Genomic DNA, 26,030 nt, shown 5'->3' on the forward strand with positions numbered 1-26,030 from the left:
GCGAGTCACACCAGACATACGATGCAGACGACCACCGTCCCCACGGGTTCGCGGCTCCCGAGCGGTGCGGCCGTCGGCATTCGCGCGATTATTGTAGGGGTCTAACGCCCCTCATTATCACACCTTCTCCACACGGATCGTATCGACTCCCAGCCGATCGGCACGCACACAGTATGCCACGAACACCAACTCCGACAGCACACCGGTATCGATGACAGAACAACACGCACGACCACGAACGAAAGAATCGGACGAGAAGACGGCGGCCGAGACCATCGAGGTCCAGAACGGCGCGGACTCAGTCATCGCCACACTGGAGACCGCCGGTGTCAAAACCACGTTCGGCATCCAGGGCGGCGCCATCATGCCGGTCTTCGACGCCCTGTATCACTCGAACATCCGCCACATCTCGATGTCCCACGAGCAGGGTGCCGCACACGCCGCCGACGCGTACGGCATCGTCTCGGGGACGCCGGGCGTCGCGATAGCGACCTCCGGCCCGGGTGCGACCAACCTGGTCACGGGGCTCGCGGACGCGAATATGGACTCCGACCCGGTCATCGCGCTCACCGGGCAGGTGGCCAGCGACATGGTCGGAAACGACGCCTTCCAGGAGACCGACACCATCGGCATCACCGCCCCCGTGACGAAGGGCAACTACTTCGCAGGCGACGTCGAGACCGTCGGGAGCGACGTCGGCGAGGCCTTCGCCCTCGCCGCGGAGGGGCGACAGGGACCGACCCTGGTCGATCTACCGAAGGACGTGACCCAGTCACCGACCGACCTGGAGCCGGTCGAACCGCGCGCGCCCGACACCCACGAGGTGCCGACCGGTGACGCCGACCCGAAGACCGTCGAGGCGGCTGCCGAGGCACTGGCGGCTGCCGAGAAACCGGTCATCCTCTCGGGCGGAGGGGTCATCAAGGGCGACGCCTCCGAGGAGATCAGAACCTTCGCCACCGAGTACGGCATCCCGGTCGTGACGACGATGCCCGGACTCGGGAGTTTCCCGGAAGATCACGAACTCGCCCTGGAGATGGGCGGGATGCACGGCACCGGCTACGCCAACCTGGCGTTGACTCACGCCGACGTGCTCCTTGGCGTCGGGACCCGGTTCGACGACAGACTGACCGGCGACGTCAGAACGTTCGCGCCGGGCGCGGAGGTCATTCACGTCGACATCGACCCCGCCGAGATATCCAAGAACATCCACGCCGATTACCCGCTGGCGGGGGACGCGGCGACGGTCTTGCAACAGCTCACCGCCGCGATGCCGAGTGCACCAGACGCCACCGAGTGGCGCGAGCAGACCCGCCAGTGGAAGGCGGAGTACCCGATGGAGTACGAAGCGCCAGACGACCGGCCGATCAAACCGCAGTTCGTCGTGGAAGCACTCGACGAAGCGACCGAAGACGACGCCATCGTCGCGACCGGCGTCGGTCAGCACCAGATGTGGGCGGCCCAGTACTGGACCTACCGCGAACCCCGGACCTGGGTCTCCTCGAACGGCCTGGGAACCATGGGCTACGGCGTGCCTGCCGCCATCGGTGCGAAGGTCGCCGCCCCCGACCAGCAGGTCGTCGCCTTCGAGGGTGACGGCTCGTTCCTGATGACCGGCCAGGAGATCTCCGTGGCCGTTCGCGAGGACCTGGATATCACCGTCGCCATCCTGAACAACGAATACGTCGGGATGATCCGCCAGTGGCAGGACGCCTTCTACGAGGAGCGCCGCTACGAGAGCGAGTGGTCGTGGGCGCCGGACTTCGCCAAACTGGCCGAGGCCTACGGCGCGCAGGGGCTCACCGCGATGTCGTACGAGGAGGCTCCCGAGGTCATCACGTCCGCACTGAACTACGATGGCCCCTCTGTCATCGACTTCCGGATCGACCCCGAAGAGGACGTCTATCCGATGGTCCCCAGTGGCGGGGCGAACGATCAGTTCGCGCTGGAGGAGGGACATCTCCAATGACTGGCGAAATGAAAGGCCCCGCACCCGAAGAGCGTCCACCGGTCGAGGGCAAACGCAACGCCCAGGGAATCCGCATCGATCCCGACGCGGTCGCCGAACCCGAGGTTCGACGCGTGGTCATCTCGGCCCTCGTGGACCACGAACCGGGCGTGCTGGCGAAGGTCTCCGGACTGTTCGCCCGCCGCCAGTTCAACATCGAGAGCCTGACGGTCGGTCCGACGTCGAATTCAGACCTCGCCCGGATGACCATCGTGGCCGAGGAGCCGACCCCGGGCATCGAGCAGGTCAAACGCCAGCTCAGAAAGGAGGTGGCGACCCACTCGGTCCGCGAGATCGACGGCGCCACCGAACGCGAACTGGCGCTCATCAAGGTCAGGGGGGACGACCCCGCCGGCGTGGCCGCCGTCGCCGAGATGTACGGCGGAGAGGCGGTCCAGGCCGGCAGCGAGGTCGTTACGGTCGAACTGAGCGGCACGGAAGCACAGGTCGACGACGCGATAGACGCATTCGAACGATTCGGCGTGCGAGAGGTCGCCCGGACGGGCACCGCCGCGCTCGCCGCCGGCACCGAACCTACAGCATGACTGACGACGCATTCACCCAACCGGTATATCACGAAGACGACGTGGACAGCTCGCACATCGACGACAAGACCGTGGCCGTCCTCGGCTACGGCAGCCAGGGCCACGCCCACGCACAGAACCTCGCGGACAGCGGGGTCGACGTGGTCGTTGGCCTCAAGGAGGACTCCACCTCGCGCGCGGCCGTCGAGGAGGACGGCCTCCGCGTGGCGACCCCCGCCGACGCCGCGGCCGAGGCCGACGTGGTCTCGATGCTGGTCCCCGACACGGTCCAGCCCACCGTCTACGAGGAGATCGAACCGCATCTGGACCCCGGTGACACCCTCCAGTTCGCGCACGGATTCAACATCCACTACGGCCAGATCGAACCGCCCGAAGACGTCGACGTGACCATGGTGGCACCCAAGAGCCCGGGGCACCTCGTCCGACGGAACTACGTCGCCGGCGAGGGGACGCCGGCTCTCCTGGCGGTCTACCGCGACGCGACCGGCGAAGCGACCGACGAGGCCCTCGCGTACGCCCAGGGCATCGGCTGTGCCCGAGCCGGCGTCATCGAGACGTCCTTCCGCGAGGAGACCGAATCCGACCTCTTCGGCGAGCAGGCCGTCCTCTGTGGCGGCGTGACGAGCCTGGTGAAGACCGGCTACGAGACCCTCGTCGACAACGGCTACAGCCCGGAGATGGCCTACTTCGAGGTCCTGAACGAACTCAAACTCATCGTGGACCTGATGTACGAGGGCGGACTCGAGGAGATGTGGAACTCCGTCTCCGACACCGCCGAGTACGGTGGTCTCACGAAGGGCGACGTCGTGGTCGACGAGCAGGTGCGCGAGAACATGGAGGAGACCCTCGAACAGATCCAGAACGGCGAGTTCGCCCGCGAGTGGATCGCGGAGAACCAGGCCGGGCGTCCCTCCTACCGGCAGCGCCGCCAGGCCGAACAGGACCACGACATCGAGGACGTAGGCGCGCGCCTGCGCGACCTCTTCGCGTGGGCGGACGAGGACGCTAACGAACCGCCGGAGGTGCCCGCCGATGACTAAGACCATGGGCGAGGTGAACCACTCCCATCGTGACGACCCGCGGAACGTCTTCGGCGAGATGTTCCGCCGGGGTGCGAGCACCACCACCGACGGTGGCCGCCGGACCACCGACGCAGAGAGCATGGCCGACGTCGCCCACGAAGCGCCCGACGGAACCGACGCGAACGGCGTCTGGACCCGTGGCCGGAAGGTAGGTAGCCCCGACCGATGAGCGAGGGGACGCTCTACGACAACGTGTGGGACCGCCACCGCGTGACCCAGCTACCGACGGGCCAGGACCAGCTGTTCGTGGGGCTCCACCTCATCCACGAGGTGACCAGCCCGCAGGCGTTCGGGATGCTCAACGAGCGCGACATCGACGTCGCGTTCCCGGACCGCACTCACGCAACGGTCGACCACATCGTGCCGACCGAGGACCGAACCCGGCCCTTCGACGACGAGGCCGCAGAGGAGATGCTCGAGGCCCTGGAGATCAACGTCCAGCGGGCGGGCATCGACTTCGCGGACCCGGAGAGTGGCAACCAGGGCATCGTCCACGTCATCGGCCCGGAGCAGGGACTCACCCAGCCCGGCATGACCGTCGTCTGTGGCGACAGCCACACCGCCACCCACGGCGCGTTCGGCGCCATCGCTTTCGGCATCGGGACGAGTCAGATTCGCGACGTCCTCGCGACCGGCTCCATCGCCATGGCGAAACAGGCCGTCCGCAAGGTCGAGGTCACCGGCGAACTCGGCCCGGCCGTCACCGCCAAGGACGTCGTGTTGACCATCATTCGGGAACTCGGGACCGACGGCGGCGTCGGCTACGTCTACGAGTACGGCGGCGAGGTCGTCGAGAACATGGAAATGCACGAGCGGATGACGCTGTGCAACATGTCCATCGAGGGCGGCGCCCGCGCGGGCTACGTCAACCCAGACGAGACCACCTACGACTACCTCGAAGGACGCGAGGCGGTACCAGAAGGCGAGGAGTTCGAGGAGCTGAAAGCCTACTGGGAGTCCATCCGCTCCGATTCGGACGCCACATACGACGACGTGGTCACGATCGACGGGTCGGCCATCGAACCGACCGTCACCTGGGGGACCACCCCGGGGCAGGCCATGGGCATCAGCGAGACGGTGCCGGCACTCGAGGACCTGCCAGAAGACAAACGCGAGCCCGCAGAGCGAGCCATGGAGCACATGGGCGTCGAACCCGGGGACTCGATGGTGGGCTATCCCATCGACGTCGCCTTCCTCGGCTCCTGTACGAACGGTCGATTGCCCGACCTCCGCGAGGCCGCCGCAATCGTCGAAGGCAACGAGCTCCACCCTGACGTCCGTGGGCTGGTCGTCCCCGGCAGCCAGCGTGTGAAGGCCGCAGCAGAGGCCGAAGGCCTCGACGAGGTGTTCCGCGACGCCGGTTTCGAGTGGCGCGGTGCCGGCTGTTCGATGTGTCTGGGCATGAACGACGACCAGCTGGTCGGCGACGAGGTCTCCGCTTCTTCGTCGAACCGCAACTTCGTTGGACGGCAGGGCAGTCCAGACGGGAAGACGGTCCTGATGAACCCACAGATGGTCGCCGCCGCCGGCATCGTCGGCGAGGTAACCGACGTCCGTACCCTGGAGGAGGTGGTGGAGGTATGAGTGCCGACGCCACTCCCGACGAACCGCCGGCAGAACGGATCGAATCGGTCTCGGGCACCGGCGTCCCCGTCCGCGGGAACGACGTCGACACCGACCAGATCATCCCGGCCCGGTTCATGAAGGTCGTGACCTTCGAGGGGCTTGGCCAGTACGCCTTCTTCGACCAGCGCTTCGACGACGAAGGCAATTCGACCGACCATCCGTTCAACGAGACGCAGTACAAGGACGCGTCCGTCCTCGTCGTCAACAGTAACTTCGGCAGTGGGTCCTCCCGCGAGCACGCCCCACAGGCACTCCAGCGGTGGGGCATCGACGCCGTCGTCGGCGAGTCCTTCGCCGAGATCTTCGCGGGCAACTGCCTGGCCCTCGGGATGCCGACAGTCACCGCCGATCACGAGACCATCGAGACCCTCCAGGCGTGGGTCGAGGCCAACCCCGACCAGGAGATCACGGTCGACGTTGCCGACGGGACCGTGACCTACGGGGAGACCACCGTCGACGTCACAGTCTCCGACGCCCAGCAACAGGCCCTCGTCGAGGGGGTCTGGGACACCACGGCGGTCATGCGTCACAACCTCGAGCAGGTGCGCGAGACGGCCCGGAGTCTCCCGTACGTGAGCGAAGGGGAGGTACCGAACCGATGAGCGAGGAGATCGCCGTCATCCCCGGCGATGGCATCGGCCAGGAGGTCGTCCCGGCCGCCGTCGCCATCCTCGAGACACTCGATCTCGGCTTCTCCTTTACCGAGGCCGAGGCGGGCGATCACGTCGTCGAGGCCGGGGGCGAACCGCTCCCGTCCGAGACCCGGGAACTCGCCGAGCGCGCGGACGCGACACTGTTCGGCGCGGCGGGCGAGAGCGCCGCCGACGTCATCCTCCCGCTGCGCGCGGCCGTCGACTCCTTCGTGAACGTGCGGCCCGCGCGAACCTACCCGGGCATCGACGCCGTCCGCCCGGAGACGGACATCGTTTTCCTCCGGGAGAACACGGAGGGGGTCTACTCGGGACACGAGGACCGTCTCACCGAGGACGTGAGCACGCTGACCCGCGTGGTCACCGACTCCGCCTCGCGCCGCCTCGCCGAGTACGCCTGCGAGTTCGTCGGCGACCGGAACGAAGACGGCTTCACGGTGGCCCACAAGGCGAACGTGATGCGGGAGACCGACGGTCGGTTCCGCGACGCCGTCATCGACGTCGCCGACGAACGGGGCGTCCAGACCGAGGAGGTCCTCATGGACGCACTGGCGATGCACCTCGTGTTGCGCCCCGAGGAGTACGACGTCGTCGTGACGCCGAACCTCGCGGGCGACGTGCTCTCGGACCTGGCGGCGGGTCTCGTGGGCGGTCTGGGACTGCTCCCGAGCGCGAACGTCGGCCCCGAGCGGGCCGTCTTCGAACCCGTCCACGGTACCGCGCCGGACATCGCCGGCGAGGGGATCGCCAACCCGAGCGCGACGGTCCTCTCCGCCGCAATGATGCTAGAATACCTCGGCTACGACGACGAGGGTGCGGTCGTTCGCGACGCGGTCGAATCGGTCCTGGCCGACGGACCGCGCACGCCGGACCTCGGCGGTACGGCGACGACCGAGGACGTCACTGCGGCCCTGGTCGACGCCATCGAGTGACCGATTCCTGCTAAAATACCGTCGCGCCGTTCCCGATCGTCGACGTGTACGCGCGCGCGTCGATCCCCTCTGCCTCGAAGGCGTCGAGCATCGCGCCGGCCACGTCGCGCTGGTCGCCACGGTGGGTGACGGCGAGGATGGCGGGGCCGGCACCGGAGACGGTGGCCCCGGTGGCACCGGCAGCACACGCGGCATCCACCGCCCGGTCGTAGCCCTGGATGAGTGCAGCTCTGGCGGGCGTCACGACTGATTCTCGCATCCCCTGGCCCACCAGTTCCGGGTCGTTCCGATGCATGCCGATGGTGAGCGTCGCCGCGCTCCCGACCGTCTCGACCATGTCGTCCATGGAGAGCGTCTCTGGAACGACGCGGCGTGCGTCCCGGGTTGATACCACGATGTCGGGGAGGACCGCGACGAGTGGGATCGAGGCGTCGACGGACTCGACGCCGCCATCCCTGACGACGGTGAACCCACCGAGGATAGCGGGCGCGACGTTGTCCGCGTGGGCGGTCCCGGAGACCGCTGCCTCGCCCTCCGCGGCGACCCGGACCAGTTCGTGATCTGAGAGGTTGCGGTCGTAGAGTTCGTTCAGCGCGACCGCCGTCGCGGCGGCACTGGCGGCCGACGACCCGAGGCCGGAGGAGGGACGAACGCCCTTGTCGATGGCGATATGAGCGGGCGCGTCGAGCGCCGACGCGACCACGCCGGCAGTGTTCTTCGCCGGGTCGCTCGGGATGTACTCGCTGCCCACGCCCGTAACCTCGATGGTCGTCTCGCGGGCGCGCTCGACCGTGACCACGTCCGCCGGCCTGTCGAAGGCGACGCCGAACACGTCGAAGCCGCTGCCGAGATTCGCACTCGTCGCCGGCGCGCGGACGGTTACCATGACCGCGAGTAGCGGGTGAGGGGGCAAAAAGGGTAGCGAAGCCGACCCGTCACCGTAACCGTAAACCGCGGGGCAATCGGAGTCATTGCCATGATCGCCATCGTCGGTGGCGGACTCGCTGGACTGGCGACCGCCTACCGACTCCAGGAGCACGGCGAGTCGGTCCAGGTCTACGAGAGCACCGACCAGGTCGGCGGCCTCGCCGCGACCTACGAGACCACCGGCGACCGGATCGAGAAGTACTATCACCACCTCTCGAAGACGGAGGAGACCATCGTCGAACTCATCGAGGAACTCGGCCTCGGTGACGACCTCCACTGGCCGATCGGCGGGGACGCCTACTACGTCGACGGGGTAGTCTATCCGCTCGACACGGCCTGGGAGATCGCGGCGTACCCCCACCTGAGCCTCTACGACAAGTTCCGCCTTGGAATGCTCGTTCTGGGCGTGGACGTGCGGGGCGGCATACCAACCACCGGCTCCTACGATCGCCTGGAGGACTACGAGGCGGTCCCGATCCGCGAGTTCGTCGTCGAGCACACCACCCGAAGCGTCTACGAGAACTTCTTCGAACCGCTCCTCGAGGCGAAGTTCGGCTCCCGCAAGGAGGACGTGAGCGCGGCCTGGCTCCTGGGGAGGGTTCGCTTCCGCGGCGAGCGCGACCTGCTCCGGGGCGAACCCCTCGGCTACCTCGACGGGGGGTTCGGTCGCCTGCTCGACGCGACGGTGGACGCGGTCGGCGAGGAGAACGTCACCCTGAATGCGAGGGTGACCGACGTCGACATCGTGGAGGGGTCGGTAGCCGGCATCACCGTCAACACCGTCGACGAGGGGATACGCCAGGTCGAGGTCGACGGGGTCGTCGTGGCGGCGATGCCCGACGTCCTCGAGGACCTCACCGGGTACGAGTGCGACATCGACTTCCAGGGAACGGTCTGTTCGGTCGTGAGCATGGACGAACCGTTGACCGACACCTACTGGCTCAACATCGCCGACGACGCACCCTTCGGCGCGCTCATCGAGCACACGAACTACGTCGACGAGTCCCACTACGGTGGCGAGCACCTCCTCTACGTCCCGAAATACATCCAGTCCCCGGACGACGAGGTCTGGCAGATGGACGACGAGGCCGTCGAATCACTGTGGCTCGACGGCATCGAGGACCTCTTTCCCGAGTTCGACCGCGAATCGGTCAACTGGATCGAGACGGCGCGCAATCCCCGGACGGCCCCGGTCTACGAGCGTGGCTACCTCGAGATGGTCGTCCCCTACGACCTCGGCGAGGCAGTCGCCGACGGCGTGTACTACGCCGGAATGGCATCGCGGGCCCAGTATCCAGAACGGAGCCTCGACGGGGCCATCGAGGCGGGGTACGCCGCGGCGGACCGGATCGTCGAGTGACTGACCGCTCTCCACGAGAACACTTTTATCGACCACTGAGAACCGTGACACCATGCCACGGGAGATCACCCACGACGCCCACGGGCCGAAGATCCTGGACGAGGACGACATCGACGAGCAGAAAGGGAATATCGCCATCTGCATGTGTGGACTGTCCGCGAACTATCCATTCTGCGACGGTTCGCACGACGCGACGGCCGACGAAGACCCGAATACGCTGTACAAGTACGAAGGCGACGATGGCGATACTCCCCGCCACGAGATCGCGGAGATCGTCTACGCCGACGACTGATTGCGGGGCCAGCCGACCACTGGAACCGGCAACCGCTGCCGGGTGCCCGAGCGGTCCCGTGCAGCTCGCTCTGCCGGTTTTCGGGTCGAACGCGGCGGCTAACACAGATAGCAATCCACTTTAGGGCCGACTGCTATGATTGTGAATATGAGCGCATCGTACGTGATAGTTGGCGACGGGGTGGCGGGCAGTTCTGCGGCGGAGACACTCAGGGAAGCGGACCCCGAGGCCGACATCACCGTCATCACCGACGAGGGCGAACCGCTGTACAACCGCATCCTGATCAAGGAATACGCGAAGGGGAAACTCCCCGAAGCACCCGTCGCCATCCACGAGGAATCGTGGTACGATGACCGTAACATCGACCTGCGACTCAACACCCTCGTCACGGACGTGCGTGCCGACGACCACTCCGTCCTCACCCACGACGGCGAGGAGATCGCGTACGACAAACTGCTCGTCGCGACCGGCGGCACACCGATCCAGCTCCCGGTCCCCAACAGCGACGCGAAGAACATCGACCACTTCTGGACGTTCCAGGACGCCAGGAGCATCAAAGAGAACGTCGAGGACGCCGACGACGCGGTCATCGTCGGTGCGGGCCTGCTCGGTATCGACCTGGCCGCCATCGTGGGCCACCAGGACGTCGAGAACGCATCCTACGTCATGCGGGGTGACCGGTGGTGGCGCTACGGACTGACCGCCGACGGTGCCGAGATCATGCACGATGCGATGCGCGATCTGGGCGTCGACCTGGTCTTCGACAGCGGCGTCTCCGAGTTCCGCGTCGACGACGATGGCAATGCAACGGAAGCCGTCGACGCGAACGGCGACGTCTATCCGATGGACTGGGGCGCTATCGCAATCGGTCTCAACTTCAACGTCGAACTGCTCCAGGGCACCGACGTCACCCTCGATTGGGGTATCCAGGTGGACGAGACCATGCGGACCGAAGAAGACGACATCTACGCGGCCGGCGACATCACGCAGTTCTACGACGAGGTCATCGGCGATCGGGCCCAGAACGGCTCCTGGGGCTCCGCGAAGGAGCAGGGGACCGTCGCGGCGAAGGCGATGCTGGAAGACCAGGGCCTGGACGTGACGGTCGAACCGTTCCGCTGGGTCTCCACGTACTCCATCACGCACTTCGACTTCCCCTTCCTCTCCTTCGGCCATCCGACGCGGAACGAGGGCGACGGGTACGCCGGCGCCCCCAACGACGCCGAGCGGAAGTACGGCGAGAACGAGTGGCGCCGGCTTGTCTTCGAGGATGGCCAGCTCGTCGGTGGCGTGCTCATCGGCGACCTCTCACAGCAGGGCAAATACAAGAAACTCATCCTCGAGGAGGCCCAGGTGGCCGATCAGAAGGACATCCTCCTCCAGGAGAGCTTCGAACTCGACGAACTCGACCTGGCCGAACCGATCGAGCAGTAACGACCGGGGAGCCGTCCGATCGCCCGCTGACCCGATTCTTCCAGCCGCCATCGCCGAGGACGATGCCTTTATATTTTTGTGTGGTATAAGGTAGCATAGCCCACACGGGCCGAGGCATAGATGACACCGACAATCCGCGCGCATCCCGTCGATGACCCGTCGATGGCGACACGCGTACGACATTACGACGAACTGCCCGAGGACGCAAAGGAGCGACTACCGAAGCTTCTCGAAGGAGGGAACCCGGTCGTCCCGGCCGAGACCGCCGCCGGTTTCCGCCACGGGGAACTCGTGAAGTTCACACGCTATTACCGGATCGAGATTCTGGACGACCCGGTCGGGGTTCGCGCGGACTCGAGTTCCTGAACCGGCCCATCCCCGACCGAAGCCGTTTTCCACGAACCGCACCGACCAGCCTGCATGAACGAAGCAGGCGGCAGCGAGGACATGACCCTCGCGTTCGAACTCTCGGCGCTACGGGCCCTCGCCAAGCCGAGCACCGTCTTCGCGAACACCCGCCAGTGGACGACCTACACCGGTGTCGTCTCCGACGAGCCGACGTACGTCGTGACCAATTACACCCGGAAGCGACGCATCCGCCAGGACTTCTTCTCGGGCCCGACCGGCAAGCGGGGGACCCTCGAGAGCGTCAAAGAGCAGTTCGAGTCGGAGCGGTACGTCTTCATCGGAACCGACGAGGCCGACGAGGCGTTGGCCGAGACGGTCGGCTGGGAGTACCTCGACGTCGCCGAAGCGGCTCGGGCCGCAGACTGGGAACTCGCCGACGAAGCCGCGGTCGACGACGAGGAGCCGGTTCGGGACGACTGGCCGTAGGATTTTTCGGTGAGAGCGCGGACCACCGGTCCGCGAGAAATCCGAACGGGCCAGCGGCCCGTGAGGAATGGGAGCCGCGAACCTTTTCCCCGCAGACCCGATACGGTCATTCGATGGCGCAGCCAGGCGTACCCGGCGAGGATGACGATTCGTCCGTCGACCTGCCCTGCGGCCGGACCGTTCCGGTCGCCGACTTCCACCTCGGGATGCGCGAGTACCAGTGTGCTTGCGGCGACAGTCACGCGGTCGTCCTCGACCCGCACCCGCTCTCCCGGTTCGTCCCGGAGGACACCGTCGAGGTGTTGAAGACGGCCATCGGGACGAGCCCCGACGACGAGTTCGAGGAGTTCGGCATCGCCCACCTGCTCGGGGCGGTGATGGAAGAACACCCCCAGGAGATGGTCGTCCACGACGCCTCCCGAAACGGCAGCGTCGGCTACGCGCTCCTCTGGGTCGCCAGCTTCGACGCCCGCGAACTCCACCGCCGGGTCGTCGAACTCGTGGTGAATCTGATGGAGCACGCGCTCGGACACGCGGAGGACGACGCGGCGCTCCAGGCGTTCGAGACGCAACTCGCGGACTTCGACGTCGACGCGTTCGTCGACGAGTACCGAGAGGTGCGGGACTTCGAGGACGAATGGGACGAACCGACCTGACCGCAACGCAGCGACCGTACTCCGCAGACGCCGTCCGCCCGCCGCACCGACCGAACGTTCTTGTCGATCCAGGTTTCCTGTCCAGATAATGGCCGAACTCGACGTGACCGGCGGCTTCGACGTCCACGAACAGCGGTCGAAGTTCAAACTGCTCAGACAGGACGCCGAGTCGATGCACCTCGAGAACCGCGGCGGCCTGGAGTGTCCCGCCTGCGGGGCGGTCTTCGACCGGCTGTTCGTGACCGACGAGGAGACGGTGACCTTCTCCAGTTCACCGAACGGACCGATATGTCTGGTTCGGGCGCCCGATCAGCTGCTCGTGCTGACCCACTAGTGGGGGTACGTGGTCACGGTCGGAGACGGGGGACAGCTCACTCCGCGTTCATCTTCGCCGAAACGGCTGCGACGCGCTCTTCGATCTCCTCGAGCTCCTCCTTCTGCCCGTCCGTGGCGTCCGCGACTTCCTCGACTTCCTCGGCGACCTGCTCGGCTCGGTCTGCGGTCTCGTCGATCATCGAAGCGATCTCCTCGGCGCTGGCCGCCTGATCGTCGGTCGCATCGGCGATCTCCTCGATCCCGACCGAGACCTCGCGAATTGCCTCGGCGATCTCGGCCTGATTGTCGACGAGCCCCTCGACGTCCTCGATGGACGCCTCGAGGTTCTCCGTGGTCCGCTCGACGTTTTCGTTCATCTCGGCGGCGGTCGACTGGATCTCCTCGACGATGGCCTCGATCTCGTCGACCTCGTCTTTGGACTGCTCGGCGAGTCCCTTGATCTCGTTGGCGACGACGGCAAAGCCCTCCCCGCCGTTCGCCGATCGCGCGGCCTCGATGTTGGCGTTGAGCGCCAGCATGTTGGTCTGATCGGCGATGTCGTTGATCACCTCGACGATCGAATCGACGTCCGCGATCTTCTCGTCGAGGTCGGCCGTCGCCGCGGAGAGGGCACTCGCCTGCTCGCCGACCCGATCCATCCGCTCCCGGACCGTCTGTCCCGTCTCGGCCGAGCGCTCGGCGACGTCCTCGGCCTGGGTAGCCTCGGCGTTGACCTCCTCGGCGTTCGCCGCGATCTCTTCGACCGTCGAGGAGAACGTGCCGACCTCGCGGCTCGCCTGATCGAGATTGCTCGCTTGCGTCGAGACCATGTCGGTCATGCGCTGGGACGCGTCCGCGACCCGGCTCGCGGACTCGACCAGGTCCTCGACGCCCGCTTCCACGTCTTCGGCGAGCTCGCGTTGCAGACGCTCGACCTGCTCGCGCTGTTCGACGAGTTCGGTCTCCCGGGCGTTGATCTGGAACGCACCGACGACGGCACCGTGCTGATCGTGTAGCGGGACCGATTTCGCGCGGACGTGGAACTGATTGCCGTCCGAGTCGTACGCCGTGCGAATCTTCTCCTCCCGGATAGCCTCGTCCGTGCGGACGACGGTCTCCGAGAGGACCTCGTCTTCACCCTCGGTCCCCAGGAGGTCCATCGCGGCCATCCCCTCGGCCTTCGCCGCATCGTGGCCGGTGAACTCGGCGTTGGTCTCGTTCCAGAACGTGATGACACCCTCGGTGTCGATCGTGTAGATCGGTTCCGGAAACCCGGTCGCGACCGACTCGAACATCGCCTTCCAGAAGTCACGTTCCGCCTCGACCGATCCAATGCGCTCGTCGTCCCCCGCGAAGGAGGCAGCGAAGTCCTCGATACCCATATGATACCAGTATCGAAATGCTTTGAAGTATCGTATTTATGTCCTCGGACCCGACTCTCAGTGATGAAAACGCGATGGGTCGGGTAACTTACGATATTCGAAATTCGATTGCGATAACTGCAACGTTTCGTCGGACTTATTACGATGTACGGATTGGACTCCGATAGAATGTCTGACGACCGGACCGTCCTCCTCATCGGTAGTGGCCCGATTCAGATCGGACAGGCAGCCGAGTTCGATTACTCCGGTGCGCAGGCCTGTCGAGCGCTGCAGGAGGAGGGGGCCCGAGTCGTCCTCGTCAACTCCAATCCGGCGACCATCATGACGGACCCGGAGATGGCCGACGAGGTCTACATCGAGCCCATCACCACGGAGGCCATCAGGGAAATCATCGAGAAAGAACGCCCCGACGGCGTCATCGCCGGCCTCGGCGGGCAGACGGGACTCAACGTCACCGCCGAACTGGCGGAGAAAGGTGTCCTCGACGAGTACGACGTGGAGATTATGGGAACCCCGCTGGACACCATCTACGCGACCGAGGACCGCGACCTGTTCCGCGAGCGGATGAAAGAACTGGGCCAACCGGTCGCGCGCTCGACGACTATCACGCTGGACGACGACGAGTCGGTCGGCGATATGACCGCCGAAAATCTGCGTCAACGGGTCGACGATGCCGTCGAGACCGTCGGCGGACTCCCCGTCATCGCCCGGACGACCTACACGCTCGGGGGCTCAGGATCGGGCATCGTCTACGAGATGGACGAGCTGGTCGACAGGGTCCGCAAGGGCCTTCGGCTCTCCCGCAACGACGAGGTCCTCGTTACCGAGTCCATCGCTGGGTGGGTCGAACTCGAATACGAGGTCATGCGCGACGCCGGCGATTCGACGGTCATCATCTGCAACATGGAGAACATCGACCCGATGGGCATCCACACGGGCGAGTCGACGGTCGTGACGCCCAGTCAGGTCATCCCCGACGAGGGGCATCAGGAGATGCGCGACGCGGCCCTGGAGGTCATCCGCGACCTGGGCATCGAAGGGGGCTGTAACATCCAGTTCGCCTGGCAGGACGACGGGACCCCGGGCGGCGAGTACCGCGTCGTCGAGGTCAACCCGCGCGTCTCCCGTTCGTCCGCGCTGGCGTCGAAGGCCACTGGCTATCCCATCGCGCGCGTCACCGCGAAGGTCGCCCTGGGCAAACGCCTCCACGAGATCGAAAACGAGATCACCGGCGAGACGACCGCGGCCTTCGAGCCAGCCATCGACTACGTCGTAACGAAGGTCCCACGCTGGCCCATCGACAAGTTCCCCGAGGTCGACTTCGAACTCTCGACGGCGATGAAGTCCACTGGCGAGGCGATGGCCATCGGACGGACCTTCCCGGAGAGTCTCCTCAAGGCGCTTCGCTCCTCCGAGTACGTCCCCTCGGTCGACTGGGAGACGGTAGACGACGAGGAACTCGAGACGACGTACCTAAAACGCCCCTCGCCCGACCGGCCCTATGCCATCTTCGAGGCCTTCGACCGCGGCTACACGGTCGCGGAGATCCGCGATCTCACCGACATCCGCGAGTGGTACCTCGAGCGCTTCGAACGGGTGGCCGACGCCGCGGTCGCCGCGGCCGAAGGCGACCTCGAGACGCCCGCCGAGACGGGCTTCACGAACGTCGAGATCGCGGAGATGGCGACGACTGGCGAACCGGATACCAGCGCCCGGGGCGGCGTCCGCGAGGGGTCGTCCGAACCCACGCCAGGCGAACCCCTGCCGGACGGAACCGGGACGTCAGTCACCGTCGACGACGTCGAGGCGACGGCGCCAGGCCGGACGTACAAGCAGGTCGACACCTGTGCCGGCGAGTTCGCCGCCTCCACGCCGTACTACTACTCCTCGCGGTCGCTCGGCGCCACTCACGACGAGGTGCAGGCCGACCGGAACGCGGAGAGTGTCGTCATCGTCGGGGCGGGCCCCATCCGCATCGGACAGGGCGTCGAGTTCGATTACTGTACCGTCCACGCCGTCCGCGCCCTTCGCGAAGACGGTATCGACGCACACATCGTCAACAACAATCCCGAGACCGTCTCGACGGACTACGACACCTCCGACGGCCTCTTCTTCGAGCCCATCACGGCCGAGGAGGTCGCGGACGCCATCGAAGCGACGAATGCGGACGGCGTGATGGTTCAGTTCGGCGGCCAGACGTCGGTCAACGTGGGCGAACCCCTCGAAGACGAGATCGAACGCCGCGGTCTGGACTGCGAGCTCCTCGGGACGACCGTCGACGCCATGGACCTCGCCGAGGATCGCGATCGGTTCAATCAGTTGATGACCGAGAAGGGCATCGCCCAGCCCCAGGGTGGCTCAGCGACGAGCGAGGCGGAGGCCATCGAACTGGCGCACGACATCGGCTACCCGGTCCTCGTCCGCCCCAGTTACGTCCTGGGCGGGCGCGCGATGGAGGTCGTCTACAGCGACGAGGACTTAGAGCAGTACATCGAGGAGGCCGTCCGGGTCTCCCCGGACAAGCCGATCCTCGTGGACGACTTCCTCGAGGGCGCCGCGGAGGTCGACGTGGATGCCGTCTCCGACGGTGAAACGGTGCTCATCGGTGGCATCATGGAGCACGTGGAGACCGCCGGCGTCCACTCGGGCGACTCCTCGGTGGCAATCCCGCCCCAGACCCTCGGTCGGGACGTCAACCGTCGTATCCGCGAGGTCGTCGAGGACATCGCCGACGCCCTCGACACGGTCGGCCTCCTGAACGTCCAGCTAGCCGTCAAAGAGGACACGGTCTACGTGCTCGAGGCGAACCCCCGCTCCTCGCGGACCGTTCCGTTCGTCTCGAAGGCGACGGGCGTTCCGATCGCCAAAATCGCGGCGAAGGTCATGGCCGGTTCGACGCTGGCCGAACTGGACGTGACGGAGACGGTTCCCGAATCGGTGAGCATCAAGGAGGTCGTCCTGCCGTTCGACCGCCTTCCTGACTCCGATCCCCGTCTCGGCCCCGAGATGAAGTCCACCGGCGAGGTGATGGGCACGGCGGCCACGTTCGGCAAGGCCTATCAGAAGGCCCAGATGGCGGTCGGCAAGCCGATCCCCCTGGAGGGGACCGCACTCGTCGACCTCTCGGACGAGGAGTTCCCCGACCCCGAGAGCGAGGCGGGCAAGGAGCTTCTCGAAGGGTTCGCTGGCCACTTCGCCCTCATGGACTTCTCGGACACGGAGCGGTTCATGGAGGCCATCCAGGCCGGCGACATCGACCTCATCATCTCCCGCAACGAGGAGCCACTCCAGGTGGCCGTCGAGGAGGAGATCACGTACTTCTCGACGTACCCCTCCGCGAAGGCGGCGCTCTCGGCCATCGAGGCCCAGGACGAACCGCTCGACGTCGAGTCCGTACAGCGCCGGACGAAACGCGAGGAGTACTGGGGCCAGCCAAAATAACCGACGCCGCACGCTTCTGTCCCACTCCGTCGGGACGACGGCGTTGGCAAAGACGGATGTCGACGACCTGAGAAACACCTAACTCAGTGTTCGTAGCCCTGCGTCTCGCCGGGATACGCCTTCTCACCGGCCTCGATGCGGACGTCGAGCCAGTTCTCCGTCGGGATGAGGGGGCACTCGTAGGCCTCGTTGTACGCACAGGTCGGGTTGTACGCCTCGTTGAAGTCGAGGATCCATCGGTCGTCGACCTGGTCCTCGCCGTAGTGGAGGTCGAGGTACCGCCCCGCACCGTAGGTCTCCTCGCTGTTGGTGTCATCCCGGAACGGCACCCAGAGATACTCCTCGTGAGGGTCGGCCTTGTACGCCTGGAGCGTGACTGCCTCGCCATCGATTTCGAAGCGGAACTCGCCCCATCGCAAGTACTCTCGCTGGCTCCCCGTCGTGGTCTCGACGATCAGTTCCTCTTTGTCGTCGTGTTCGTGTAGCGGGAGTTCGAAACGCAGGTCCTCGTCGACGGGGAAGTACGCCAGCCCCTCGAAGTCCTCGCGCTCTTCGGGCGGAATCGGCGACCGCGGGTTGTTTCCGAAGTACTGCTCTTTTTGCTCGCGCTCCTCACGCATCCGCGCTACGTAGTCACTGGGCATACGAGCCATTCATTCGTGAAGCGCCAAGAATGGTGAGGTAGCGGACAGCGATGGGGTCAATCTGCCCTGGACGGATGGCGACCGTCCTCGGCCATTTCGAGGACGTCGTCGAAGAACCCGAGCGTGTCGTGGGGCCCTGGATGCGCCTCGGGGTGGTACTGGCGGGTGATGATATCCCGATCTGCGGACTCGAGGCCCTCGGAGGTGTCGTCGTTGACGTTGATCTGCGTGACCTCGAGTTCGCCCGGGTCGGCGACGCTGTAACCGTGGTTCTGGGTCGTCATCACGACCTTCTCCGTCCGCACGTCGAGCACTGGCTGGTTGACCCCGCGATGGCCGAAGTCCATCTTCTCGGTCTCTCCACCGGCCGCGCGAGCCACGATCTGCTGGCCGAGGCAGATGCCCGCGATGGGCACCTCGTCTATCGAATCGACGACGAGTTCCTCGGTCCGTTCGAAGTTGGCCGGATCGCCCGGGCCGTTCGAGACGAACAGGAGGTCGGGGTCCACTGCGTCGACGTCCTCCCGGGTGGCGTCGTGGGGAAAGACGTGCACGTCCGCGCCGCGCTCGTTGAGCGAGTCGACGATGCTCTTTTTCGTGCCGCAGTCGATGAGCGCCGTGGTCAGCGGGTCGTCGGCACCACTCGGGTGGAACTCGGCGTCGTCGACGGAGACCCGATCGCCGATGTCCGTGACGTCGCTCATGTGTGGACACTGCTCGAGTTGCGCTTTCGCGTCTGCCGGGGTCGCATCCGGCCCGGCGGCGATGCCACATTTCATCGCACCCCGTTCCCGGATGTCGAGTACCAGGTCGCGGGTGTCGATCCGATCGATGGCGGGAACGGCCTCCTCGGTCAGCCAGTCGGCGACGTCGTCGGTGAGTTCCCGAGCGACGACGGCGGATGGGTGGACGCGGTCGGACTCGAATCGATCCTCTCGGACGCCGTAGTTCCCGATGAGGGGGTACGCGAAGGTGAGCACCTGCGCTTCGTAGGAGGGATCGGTCAGACTCTCCTCGTAGCCCGTGTAGGGAGTGGTGAACACCAGCTCGCCGTAGGCCTCGCCGGGCGCCCGGGAGCGAGCGGTCACCACGTCACCCGTCTCCAGGGCAATGTAGGCATCCGTCATTATGAGATTCGAAAGTATGCAGCGTACTAAAGCCTTGCTTTCGTAACGAAGTTACGATATTCGTAACGTTTAGGAGACGCGAGCACCTGGGCCCGCCATGGACGACCTCGACCGAGAGATACTCGACTTCCTGCGACGGGACGCGCGGACGCCGTACACCGAGATCGCCGACGCGATCGGCGTCTCGGAGGGCACGGTTCGCAATCGCGTGGACCGACTCGTCGCGGATGGCGTCATCGAGCGATTCACCGTCGCCACCCACACGGGGAACGTCAAGGCGATGATCGAGGTCAGCGTCGCCGTCGACGTGAACACCGAAGCCGTCGGCGAGCGGATGACCGCGTGGGACGAAGTCGACTTCGTCTGGCAGGTCAGCGGCGAGGAGGACATCGTGGTGGTCGTGGACGCCGCCGACACCCAGCGGGTCAACGACCTCATCACGAAGGCCAGAGAGCAAGACGAGGTCGTGAGCACCAAGACCCGGCTCATCCTCGACGAGACGCTCGGGTGACACCCTCGCCGGGACCGGCGCAGACCGCAGGATAAATTATCCGGGTTCGCCTTGAATCGGTATGGCCGATACACCCAGCGCGGGCCCGGACCGCGAGGACGAGACCGCAGAGAACGCCAGCCAGGACGTGATCGCGGTCGATGCCGACGACACCCCACAGGGGACGGTCAACCGTCTCGACGCCCACACGGGCGAGGGCGTCCGCCATCGCGCCTTTACCTGCATGCTCTTCGACGAAGAGGGACGAGTGTTGCTCGCCCAGCGGGCCCCCCGGAAACGGCTCTGGGACACCTACTGGGACGGCACCGTCGCCTCCCACCCGGTGGAAGGACAGACCCAGGTCGAGGCCACCGAGGAACGCCTGGAGGAGGAACTCGGACTCACCCCGGACCAGTACGACGACCTGGCGGTGACCGACCGCTTCGAGTACAAGCGCTACTACCTCGACGAGGGACTCGAATGGGAGGTCTGTTCGGTACTGACCGCGACCGTCACCGACATGGACTTCGAACCGGACGAGGCCGAGGTCGGCGGCCTGCTCTGGGTCGACTACGAAGACCTCTACGAGAACGCTCGCTACTACCGGCAACTCCGTCTCTGCCCGTGGTTCGAGATCGCGATGCGCCGCGACCTCGATCCCTCGGTCGACACGACCGATCTCTGAACGCTCGGTGATCCCGGCCCGAGCGTGAGGACTTTTCTTCCAGGCCGCCGAAACGTCGATCGTGCTCGTCCTGACTGCCGACGCCTACGAAGACGTCCTCGACCATGCCCAGGAGGACGTGCCCCGGGAGGCCTGTGGTATCCTCGCCGGTCGGAAGCTGGACGACCGGTGGGTGGTCCAGCGAGCCCTTCGCCTGGAGAACGTCGCCGCCGCGCCACGGATCACCTACGAGATGGACCCCGAAGAACAGTTCGCGGTGATGGAGACCATCGAGGAACATGGCCAGTCGGTCGTGGGGTTCTATCACTCCCATCCGGCCGGTCCAGAGCGCCCGAGCGAGACCGACCACGAGCGTGCCACGTGGCAGGATCACTACTACCTGATCGTTTCGCTCGCCCGCCGGCCGCCGGTAATGGACGCGTGGCGGTGGACCGGGAGCGAATTCGAACTCGCTGCCCTGTCGGTCAGGTCGGCGGACGGGACCTGACGATCAGACAGCGTCCCGGTGGCGCAGCGCCGTCCAGACGCCGATGGCCCCGAACAGCAGTGCCGGCAGCATGGCGAGAGCGACGTAGACGCCGTATCCAGCCTGAAGACCGATGGTCAGATACCACACCGCCGCCGGGACGACGACCAGCGTCAGGGCGATGAGCCCGACCAGCAGCCAGCCCCGTGACCCCGAGAGGTCCGTCGAATCCGCCATCAGTACTCCCCGTCCGGGACGACGACCACCTTGCCGAAGCCCTCGCGGTTCTCGATCATGTCGTGGGCGGTTGCCGTCTCGCTCATCGGAAGGACGTCGCGGACCCGGACGTCGAAGGTGCCGTCCCAGACGAGTGAGAGCACGTCGTCGACCTCCCCGGGCGTCCCCATGGTCGACCCGATGACCGACAACTGATTCCAGAAGATGCGGCGGATGTCGGTCTCCGGGTTCGGGCCGGTCGTCGCGCCGCAGGTGACCAGTCGGCCACCCTTCGCCAGCGACCGGAGCGAGTCCTGCCAGGTCGCCGCGCCGATGTGATCGACCACCACGTCCACGCCCCGCTTCCCGGTCAGTTCGCGAACGGCGCTCGCGAAGTTCTCCGATTCGTAGTCGATAGCGTGGTCGGCACCGATCTCCGCGGCGTAGGCGAGTTTCTCCTCGCTGCTCGCCGTGGCGATCACCTCGGCTCCGGCGTAGTCGGCGATCTGGACCGCGGCGTGGCCGACCCCGCCGCTCGCGCCCAGGACGAGGACCGTTTCCCCCGGCGAGAGATCCGCCCGCGTGACGAGCATCCGCCAGGCCGTCTGGAAGACGAGCGGGGCGGCCGCAGCGGTCTCCCAGTCGACGTGGTCGGGGACGAGGACCAGATTGTCCTCGGGGATCGACGCGAGTTCGCTGTGGACGCCCGAAACGTGTTCGCCGATGATGTGGTAGTTCGTACACATCGATTCCTCGCCGTCGCGACAGAACTCGCACTCGCCACACGAGACGCCAGCGCTGAGCGCGACGTGATCGCCCGGTTCGAACCGGGAGACGCCGTCGCCGACCTCGAGGACGACGCCCGCCCCGTCGCTCCCCGGAACGTGGGGCATCTCGAGGTCGAGGCCCGGGAGCCCCCGGCGCGTCCAGATATCGAGATGGTTCAGTGCCCCCGCCTCGATGTCCACCAGGACGTCGTTTCGCCCGACAGCCGGGTCGGGCGCCTCCTCGTACGCGATGACGTCGGTCTCACCGTGTCCGTGGAACTGGACTGCCTTCATGTCCCAGTCCTTGCGGGTCGAGACCTTTACTGTATGGCCGACGGTGTTCGTCCGCGGCCCCGGGCGACCGTCCCGCGGACGAACCCGACGGCGTCGAAGGTTTAGGTAGTCCGCGGGCAAAGGGACGCCATGGTCGATTACCAGTCGCGGGACACCAGGATCGACGGCGATGGCGAGGCGGCGAGCGACGAGCAATCACCCGACCAGGACGACGGAGGCGAGTCGGACCACGACGCGGGCGAACGAGCCCAGCAGCCCGAATCACACGAGGAACGTGCCCACGACCACGGAACCAGCGACGAACGGGCACACGACCATGGAGCTCACGAAGAACACGGGCACGAACATCACGCCCACGACAAGACTGAACTCGGCGTCGGCGTCGTGACCATCACCAGCACACGGTCACTCGACGACGACCCCAGCGGTGACGCCATCGAGGAGATCCTCGAATCCCCGGGCAACACGATCGTCACCCGTGAACTCGTCCGCGACTCCCGGGACGTCATCCAGTCAACCGTGGACAACCTGGTCCAGCGAGATGACGTGGACCTCGTCGTGACGACGGGCGGAACGGGTGTCTCACCCGACGACGTCACCGTCGAGGCGGTTCGCCCACTCTTCGAGAAGGACCTGCCGGGCTTCGGCGAGGTGTTCCGGGCGGAGTCCTACGACGAAATCGGGACGAAGGTCGTCGGGACGCGGGCCACCGCCGGCATCGCGAACGGCGTCCCGGTGTTCGTCCTCCCCGGAAGCAAGAACGCAGTCACCCTCGCGACGGCCGAGATCATCCTGCCCGAAGCGGGGCACCTGGCTGGTCTGGCGACTCGCGACCGGAACGAAGACGAGGAGTGATCTCGTCGCGGTACGGCATCGGCAGGCATATACGTCGAAGCGCGCTACTGCAAAGCGGAGTTACAATGGCAACAGGTACGGTCTCGTTCTTCCATGATCGGAAGGGCTACGGTTTCATCGAAACGGACGATTCTGACGACGACGTGTTCTTCCACATGGAGGATGTCGGCGGCCCGGACCTCGAAGAGGGTCAGGAAGTCGAATTCGACATCGGCCAGGGCGACAAGGGCCCGCGCGCCGAGAATCTCGAACGTCTGTAACCAGGCGCTATCGTCAGCGAACAACCGGTCTGGTGCGTTCGGCCCACCGCCAAACCGCAACTATCGGGCCGTCATCTTTCACACCGAGGAGCGACGGCCGTCTCCGCCGGCGGGTTCGAATTTATCAGTGATACCAGCCAACAATGACACGATGGCCCGGCCAGGAGAACACGCCGAGGAGGCGCGCGAGCGAGCGGACGACGCCCTCACGGCCGCCCTGGCCAATCGGACGACCGAACCCGAGTGCGAGGCGTGTTCCAGCCCCGCCGACTTCTTTCTCTACGAACCGGAGCGCGTGGCTACCTTCGTCTGCTGGGAGCACGTCAGCCCGGTCGCTGCCGTCGTCGATGCGGACCGGCCGACCGACAGACCGCTCGCCGTCCCCCTCTCGGAGGAGTTCAGTTGAGATGAGCGAAGACAAACAGACCCTCCGCGAGCGGGTCTGGGACGCCCTCGAGGCCGAGAGAGTGGCGCGCTTTCCGTTCCCGCCCCACGACCGCATCCCCAACTTCGCGGGGGCCGAGGAGGCGGCAGCCCGGCTGTTCGACCGATCCGAGTGGCGGGCCGCCGGGACCGTGAAGTCCAATCCCGACGCGCCCCAGCTTCCGGTCAGGCGCGGAGCACTACGAGCAGGCAAGCGGGTGTCCATGGCTGTACCGCGACTCCGTGACGAACGATGTTTCCTGACACTCGATCCGGCCACCATCGACGACACCGAGGCCGCCGCGACCATCTCCCACGTCGACGAGTACGCCACCCGGGTCGGTCCCGACGGGATGGGGCCGGTCGACCTCATCGTCGCCGGCAGCGTCGCGGTCACGCCAGCGGGCGACCGAATTGGCAAAGGCGAGGGCTACAGCGACCTGGAGTTCGCCATCCTTCGCGAGGCCGAACTGGTGGGTCCGGAGACGACCATCGTCACGACCGTCCACGAGATGCAGGTGCTCGACCGAACGGTCGAGACCGAACCTCACGACGTCCCGATCGACCTGATCGTGACGCCAGAGCGAACCATCGAGACCGACCGCCGGGACGATCGACCGGCGGGTATCGAGTGGGAACGCCTGGACGAGGCGACCATCGAGGCCATTCCGATCCTCCAGCGACTCCGTCCCTCGCGGCGCGGGCGCGGTTAGCCCGGCGACGGAGCGAACGTCGCGGTGAGGACCGCCCGCTGGTCTGTCTCGTTCCGCGCGCCGTGGACTGCGCCTGGCTCGTGGACCACGACCCCAGGAGCGGTCACCCGTTCTTCGACGTCGTCTTGCACCACGACGACCTCGCCCTCGACGACGTGGAAGACGTTCGTGGAGCCCTCGTGAGCGTGGGGTTCCAGTGTCGCGTTCGGCCCGAACGCGAAGACCTTCACGAGGACGTCCTCGAAGTACGCGAGTTCTTCGTCGATGACGGTTCCCTCGTCGGGATCGAGATCCGGGAGACGGTCGAGTGCCATATCCGGTCTACGTCGGCCCGGAGGAAAACGATTGGCACCCCGGCGTTACGCGCTGATCGAGGCGACGAGTTCCTCGGCGACGACGTCGGGCGAGAGCAGGTCCGGGTCGACGGCGAGGTCGAGTTGTCCGGTGACGAACTCGGGGACGGAGTCGGTGGTGTAGAAGACGATACGGATCGATGGGTGACGGTCCTTGGCGACGGGGACGGCGGTCGCCTCCGCGGCGTCGGTGATGACGAGGAGGTCGGCGTCCGCGAGGCCCGCGTCGTCGAGTGACTCGCCGGTCGCGAGGCCCTCGACGCGGGTGGTTTCGACGTCGTGGTCCGCGAGCGCCGCTTCGATGCCGCGGTCCGGGCCGACGATGACTGCCTGCATGGTCGTCTCTCGGTGGGGAGTAGGTATGAATTTGGTGTATGCGAGGTTCGAGCGATAGCGAGAACCTCGATATGGCGAACGCGGAGCGAGGGACGAGCGATGCGTGAGCTGCGAGGTTCGAGCGACAGCGAGAACCTCGATATGGCGAACGCGGAGCGAGGGACGAGCGATGCGTGAGCTGCGAGGTTCGAGCGACAGCGAGAACCTCGATATGGCGAACGCGGAGCGAGGGACGAGCGATGCGTGAGCTGCGAGGTTCGAGCGACAGCGAGAACCTCGATATGGCGAACGCGGAGCGAGGGACGAGCGATGCGTGAGCTGCGAGGTTCGAGCGACAGCGAGAACCTCGATATGGCGAACGCGGAGCGAGGGACGAGCGATGCGTGAGCTGCGAGGCTCGAGCGATAGCGAGAACCTCCCCTATTGTGAATGCGCAGCGACGGACAGATCATCCCGATCTCCGCGGAAGTCCCCATCGACGAATGCGGTCCACAGTTCGGAGGGTCCACTCGTCCCCCCCCCCCCCGTCATCCACCCGAAATCTATCCCTCGATCTGCCCGATGCTGCGTTCGGCCGGGACGTCCCCAGCGTCCACTGGCGCGAGGTGGAGCAGTCGCCCCTCGCCGGACGCCATCCACTCCTCGCCCGTCGCTTCGTCCCAGCAACAGACTTCCCAGACGCCGGCCTCCAGTCGCTCCCATATCTCCTCGTCGGAGTAGAACGATCCGTTCGAGCACCGGTAGTATCTCATAGAGACCACCCTCGCTCGACCGACTCCCGTCTCGACACGGTAGCCATGACAGTGGCTGCGAGTGAATCGTTATGGACCACGCGCAGCGACACCCCCATAGAGGGCCGTATTCGGGACGCAATCGGGACAGCCGTATATCTCTCCCTCCTCGGATCCGAAGACGCG

Annotated in this window: 31 protein-coding genes; 22 read left to right on the top strand and 9 right to left on the bottom strand. The window is 66.1% G+C overall.

The features are described from left to right. Positions 1 to 211: 211 nt before the first annotated feature. From ilvB to HSRCO_RS12370, 7 genes are read left to right on the top strand one after another with little or no spacing between them, the layout of a single operon-like run. On the top strand, positions 212 to 1,969 hold the full coding sequence (ilvB, locus tag HSRCO_RS12340; RefSeq protein ID WP_259517946.1) for a biosynthetic-type acetolactate synthase large subunit: 1,758 nt from the start codon (positions 212 to 214) through the stop codon (positions 1,967 to 1,969). Then, entirely contained in the window at positions 1,966 to 2,553 is a 588-nt protein-coding gene (ilvN, locus tag HSRCO_RS12345) for an acetolactate synthase small subunit (protein WP_259517947.1), read from the top strand. The genes ilvB and ilvN overlap by 4 nt, the downstream gene beginning before the upstream one ends. Next, positions 2,550 to 3,593 (top strand): ketol-acid reductoisomerase, encoded by a 1,044-nt coding sequence (gene ilvC / locus HSRCO_RS12350; protein ID WP_259517948.1) that lies wholly within the window; start codon positions 2,550 to 2,552, stop codon positions 3,591 to 3,593. The genes ilvN and ilvC overlap by 4 nt, the downstream gene beginning before the upstream one ends. Further along, the gene (locus HSRCO_RS12355) at positions 3,586 to 3,804 is read left to right on the top strand and encodes a hypothetical protein (protein WP_259517949.1); all 219 of its coding nucleotides are present in this window, start codon (positions 3,586 to 3,588) and stop codon (positions 3,802 to 3,804) included. The genes ilvC and HSRCO_RS12355 overlap by 8 nt, the downstream gene beginning before the upstream one ends. Next, the gene (gene leuC / locus HSRCO_RS12360; protein ID WP_259517950.1) at positions 3,801 to 5,219 is read left to right on the top strand and encodes a 3-isopropylmalate dehydratase large subunit; all 1,419 of its coding nucleotides are present in this window, start codon (positions 3,801 to 3,803) and stop codon (positions 5,217 to 5,219) included. Before HSRCO_RS12355 ends, leuC begins: the two co-directional genes overlap by 4 nt. Beyond that, positions 5,216 to 5,863, top strand: a complete 648-nt coding sequence (gene leuD, locus HSRCO_RS12365; RefSeq protein ID WP_259517951.1) for a 3-isopropylmalate dehydratase small subunit — start codon at positions 5,216 to 5,218, stop codon at positions 5,861 to 5,863. Before leuC ends, leuD begins: the two co-directional genes overlap by 4 nt. Beyond that, on the top strand, positions 5,860 to 6,843 hold the full coding sequence (locus HSRCO_RS12370) for an isocitrate/isopropylmalate dehydrogenase family protein (RefSeq protein WP_259517952.1): 984 nt from the start codon (positions 5,860 to 5,862) through the stop codon (positions 6,841 to 6,843). The genes leuD and HSRCO_RS12370 overlap by 4 nt, the downstream gene beginning before the upstream one ends. Before the next feature lie 10 nt (positions 6,844 to 6,853). Here the strand turns inward: HSRCO_RS12370 and HSRCO_RS12375 are convergent, their stop codons facing one another. After that, positions 6,854 to 7,729 (bottom strand): homoserine kinase, encoded by an 876-nt coding sequence (locus HSRCO_RS12375; protein WP_259517953.1) that lies wholly within the window; start codon positions 7,727 to 7,729, stop codon positions 6,854 to 6,856. Between the two features lie 90 nt (positions 7,730 to 7,819). On the opposite strand from HSRCO_RS12375, the gene HSRCO_RS12380 reads away from it, so the two are divergent. The 7 genes from HSRCO_RS12380 (at position 7,820) to HSRCO_RS12410 (ending at position 12,680) form a co-directional block, all read left to right on the top strand. Then, on the top strand, positions 7,820 to 9,130 hold the full coding sequence (locus HSRCO_RS12380; RefSeq protein ID WP_259517954.1) for an NAD(P)/FAD-dependent oxidoreductase: 1,311 nt from the start codon (positions 7,820 to 7,822) through the stop codon (positions 9,128 to 9,130). Positions 9,131 to 9,182: 52 nt separating this feature from the next. Beyond that, entirely contained in the window at positions 9,183 to 9,422 is a 240-nt protein-coding gene (locus tag HSRCO_RS12385; RefSeq protein WP_259517955.1) for a CDGSH iron-sulfur domain-containing protein, read from the top strand. Between the two features lie 147 nt (positions 9,423 to 9,569). Beyond that, positions 9,570 to 10,856, top strand: coding sequence for an NAD(P)/FAD-dependent oxidoreductase (locus HSRCO_RS12390; RefSeq protein ID WP_259517956.1), 1,287 nt, complete (start codon positions 9,570 to 9,572; stop codon positions 10,854 to 10,856). A 120-nt stretch (positions 10,857 to 10,976) separates the two neighbouring features. After that, positions 10,977 to 11,222, top strand: coding sequence for a hypothetical protein (locus HSRCO_RS12395; RefSeq protein ID WP_259517957.1), 246 nt, complete (start codon positions 10,977 to 10,979; stop codon positions 11,220 to 11,222). Positions 11,223 to 11,276: 54 nt separating this feature from the next. Next, positions 11,277 to 11,690 (top strand): hypothetical protein, encoded by a 414-nt coding sequence (locus HSRCO_RS12400; protein WP_259517958.1) that lies wholly within the window; start codon positions 11,277 to 11,279, stop codon positions 11,688 to 11,690. Between the two features lie 113 nt (positions 11,691 to 11,803). After that, complete coding sequence (locus tag HSRCO_RS12405) at positions 11,804 to 12,346, top strand: DUF5815 family protein (RefSeq protein WP_259517959.1); 543 nt, start codon at positions 11,804 to 11,806, stop codon at positions 12,344 to 12,346. An 88-nt stretch (positions 12,347 to 12,434) separates the two neighbouring features. Further along, complete coding sequence (locus HSRCO_RS12410; RefSeq protein ID WP_259517960.1) at positions 12,435 to 12,680, top strand: flagella cluster protein; 246 nt, start codon at positions 12,435 to 12,437, stop codon at positions 12,678 to 12,680. Positions 12,681 to 12,717: 37 nt separating this feature from the next. Here HSRCO_RS12410 and HSRCO_RS12415 read toward each other — a convergent pair whose 3' ends face one another. After that, positions 12,718 to 14,043 (bottom strand): methyl-accepting chemotaxis protein, encoded by a 1,326-nt coding sequence (locus tag HSRCO_RS12415; RefSeq protein WP_259517961.1) that lies wholly within the window; start codon positions 14,041 to 14,043, stop codon positions 12,718 to 12,720. 168 nt (positions 14,044 to 14,211) lie between these two features. Between HSRCO_RS12415 and carB the strand changes: the two genes are divergently transcribed. Next, a complete protein-coding gene (carB, locus tag HSRCO_RS12420; protein ID WP_259517962.1) occupies positions 14,212 to 17,484 on the top strand; it encodes a carbamoyl-phosphate synthase large subunit in 3,273 nt (1,090 codons plus the stop codon). An 83-nt stretch (positions 17,485 to 17,567) separates the two neighbouring features. On the opposite strand, the gene HSRCO_RS12425 is transcribed toward carB, so the two are convergent. Further along, complete coding sequence (locus HSRCO_RS12425; RefSeq protein WP_259517963.1) at positions 17,568 to 18,128, bottom strand: DUF1684 domain-containing protein; 561 nt, start codon at positions 18,126 to 18,128, stop codon at positions 17,568 to 17,570. A 56-nt stretch (positions 18,129 to 18,184) separates the two neighbouring features. Next, positions 18,185 to 19,255, bottom strand: coding sequence for a glutamine-hydrolyzing carbamoyl-phosphate synthase small subunit (carA, locus tag HSRCO_RS12430; RefSeq protein WP_259517964.1), 1,071 nt, complete (start codon positions 19,253 to 19,255; stop codon positions 18,185 to 18,187). A gap of 97 nt (positions 19,256 to 19,352) precedes the next feature. Here carA and HSRCO_RS12435 point away from each other — a divergent pair, with 97 nt between their 5' ends. The 3 genes from HSRCO_RS12435 (at position 19,353) to HSRCO_RS12445 (ending at position 20,917) form a co-directional block, all read left to right on the top strand. After that, positions 19,353 to 19,766 (top strand): Lrp/AsnC family transcriptional regulator, encoded by a 414-nt coding sequence (locus HSRCO_RS12435; protein ID WP_259517965.1) that lies wholly within the window; start codon positions 19,353 to 19,355, stop codon positions 19,764 to 19,766. Positions 19,767 to 19,827: 61 nt separating this feature from the next. Beyond that, on the top strand, positions 19,828 to 20,430 hold the full coding sequence (gene idi / locus HSRCO_RS12440; RefSeq protein ID WP_259517966.1) for an isopentenyl-diphosphate Delta-isomerase: 603 nt from the start codon (positions 19,828 to 19,830) through the stop codon (positions 20,428 to 20,430). A gap of 61 nt (positions 20,431 to 20,491) precedes the next feature. Next, positions 20,492 to 20,917 (top strand): desampylase, encoded by a 426-nt coding sequence (locus HSRCO_RS12445; RefSeq protein WP_259517967.1) that lies wholly within the window; start codon positions 20,492 to 20,494, stop codon positions 20,915 to 20,917. Between the two features lie 3 nt (positions 20,918 to 20,920). Here the strand turns inward: HSRCO_RS12445 and HSRCO_RS12450 are convergent, their stop codons facing one another. Beyond that, positions 20,921 to 21,133, bottom strand: a complete 213-nt coding sequence (locus tag HSRCO_RS12450) for a hypothetical protein (RefSeq protein WP_259517968.1) — start codon at positions 21,131 to 21,133, stop codon at positions 20,921 to 20,923. Beyond that, on the bottom strand, positions 21,133 to 22,173 hold the full coding sequence (locus tag HSRCO_RS12455; protein WP_259517969.1) for a zinc-binding dehydrogenase: 1,041 nt from the start codon (positions 22,171 to 22,173) through the stop codon (positions 21,133 to 21,135). Before HSRCO_RS12455 ends, HSRCO_RS12450 begins: the two co-directional genes overlap by 1 nt. 129 nt (positions 22,174 to 22,302) lie before the next feature. Here HSRCO_RS12455 and HSRCO_RS12460 point away from each other — a divergent pair, with 129 nt between their 5' ends. The 4 genes from HSRCO_RS12460 to HSRCO_RS12475 all read left to right on the top strand — a co-directional run bounded on the left by HSRCO_RS12460 (position 22,303) and on the right by HSRCO_RS12475 (position 24,424). Continuing rightward, positions 22,303 to 23,028 carry a molybdenum cofactor biosynthesis protein B gene (locus tag HSRCO_RS12460; protein ID WP_259517970.1) on the top strand — a complete coding sequence of 242 codons (726 nt, stop codon included), beginning with the start codon at positions 22,303 to 22,305 and terminating at the stop codon, positions 23,026 to 23,028. 65 nt (positions 23,029 to 23,093) lie between these two features. Continuing rightward, positions 23,094 to 23,288, top strand: a complete 195-nt coding sequence (locus HSRCO_RS12465) for a cold-shock protein (RefSeq protein ID WP_050049025.1) — start codon at positions 23,094 to 23,096, stop codon at positions 23,286 to 23,288. A 151-nt stretch (positions 23,289 to 23,439) separates the two neighbouring features. Then, on the top strand, positions 23,440 to 23,694 hold the full coding sequence (locus tag HSRCO_RS12470) for a hypothetical protein (protein ID WP_259517971.1): 255 nt from the start codon (positions 23,440 to 23,442) through the stop codon (positions 23,692 to 23,694). Position 23,695: 1 nt separating this feature from the next. Next, complete coding sequence (locus tag HSRCO_RS12475) at positions 23,696 to 24,424, top strand: 5-formyltetrahydrofolate cyclo-ligase (protein ID WP_259517972.1); 729 nt, start codon at positions 23,696 to 23,698, stop codon at positions 24,422 to 24,424. Here HSRCO_RS12475 and HSRCO_RS12480 read toward each other — a convergent pair. From HSRCO_RS12480 to HSRCO_RS12490, 3 genes are all read right to left on the bottom strand, one after another. Then, a complete protein-coding gene (locus HSRCO_RS12480; RefSeq protein WP_259517973.1) occupies positions 24,421 to 24,738 on the bottom strand; it encodes a cupin domain-containing protein in 318 nt (105 codons plus the stop codon). The genes HSRCO_RS12475 and HSRCO_RS12480 overlap by 4 nt on opposite strands. Before the next feature lie 45 nt (positions 24,739 to 24,783). Continuing rightward, positions 24,784 to 25,113, bottom strand: a complete 330-nt coding sequence (locus HSRCO_RS12485) for a CTP synthetase (protein WP_259517974.1) — start codon at positions 25,111 to 25,113, stop codon at positions 24,784 to 24,786. Positions 25,114 to 25,655: 542 nt separating this feature from the next. Next, a complete protein-coding gene (locus tag HSRCO_RS12490) occupies positions 25,656 to 25,865 on the bottom strand; it encodes a hypothetical protein (protein WP_259517975.1) in 210 nt (69 codons plus the stop codon). Positions 25,866 to 26,030: the final 165 nt, after the last annotated feature.

The organism is Halanaeroarchaeum sp. HSR-CO, from assembly GCF_024972755.1.
GTDB lineage: Archaea > Halobacteriota > Halobacteria > Halobacteriales > Halobacteriaceae > Halanaeroarchaeum.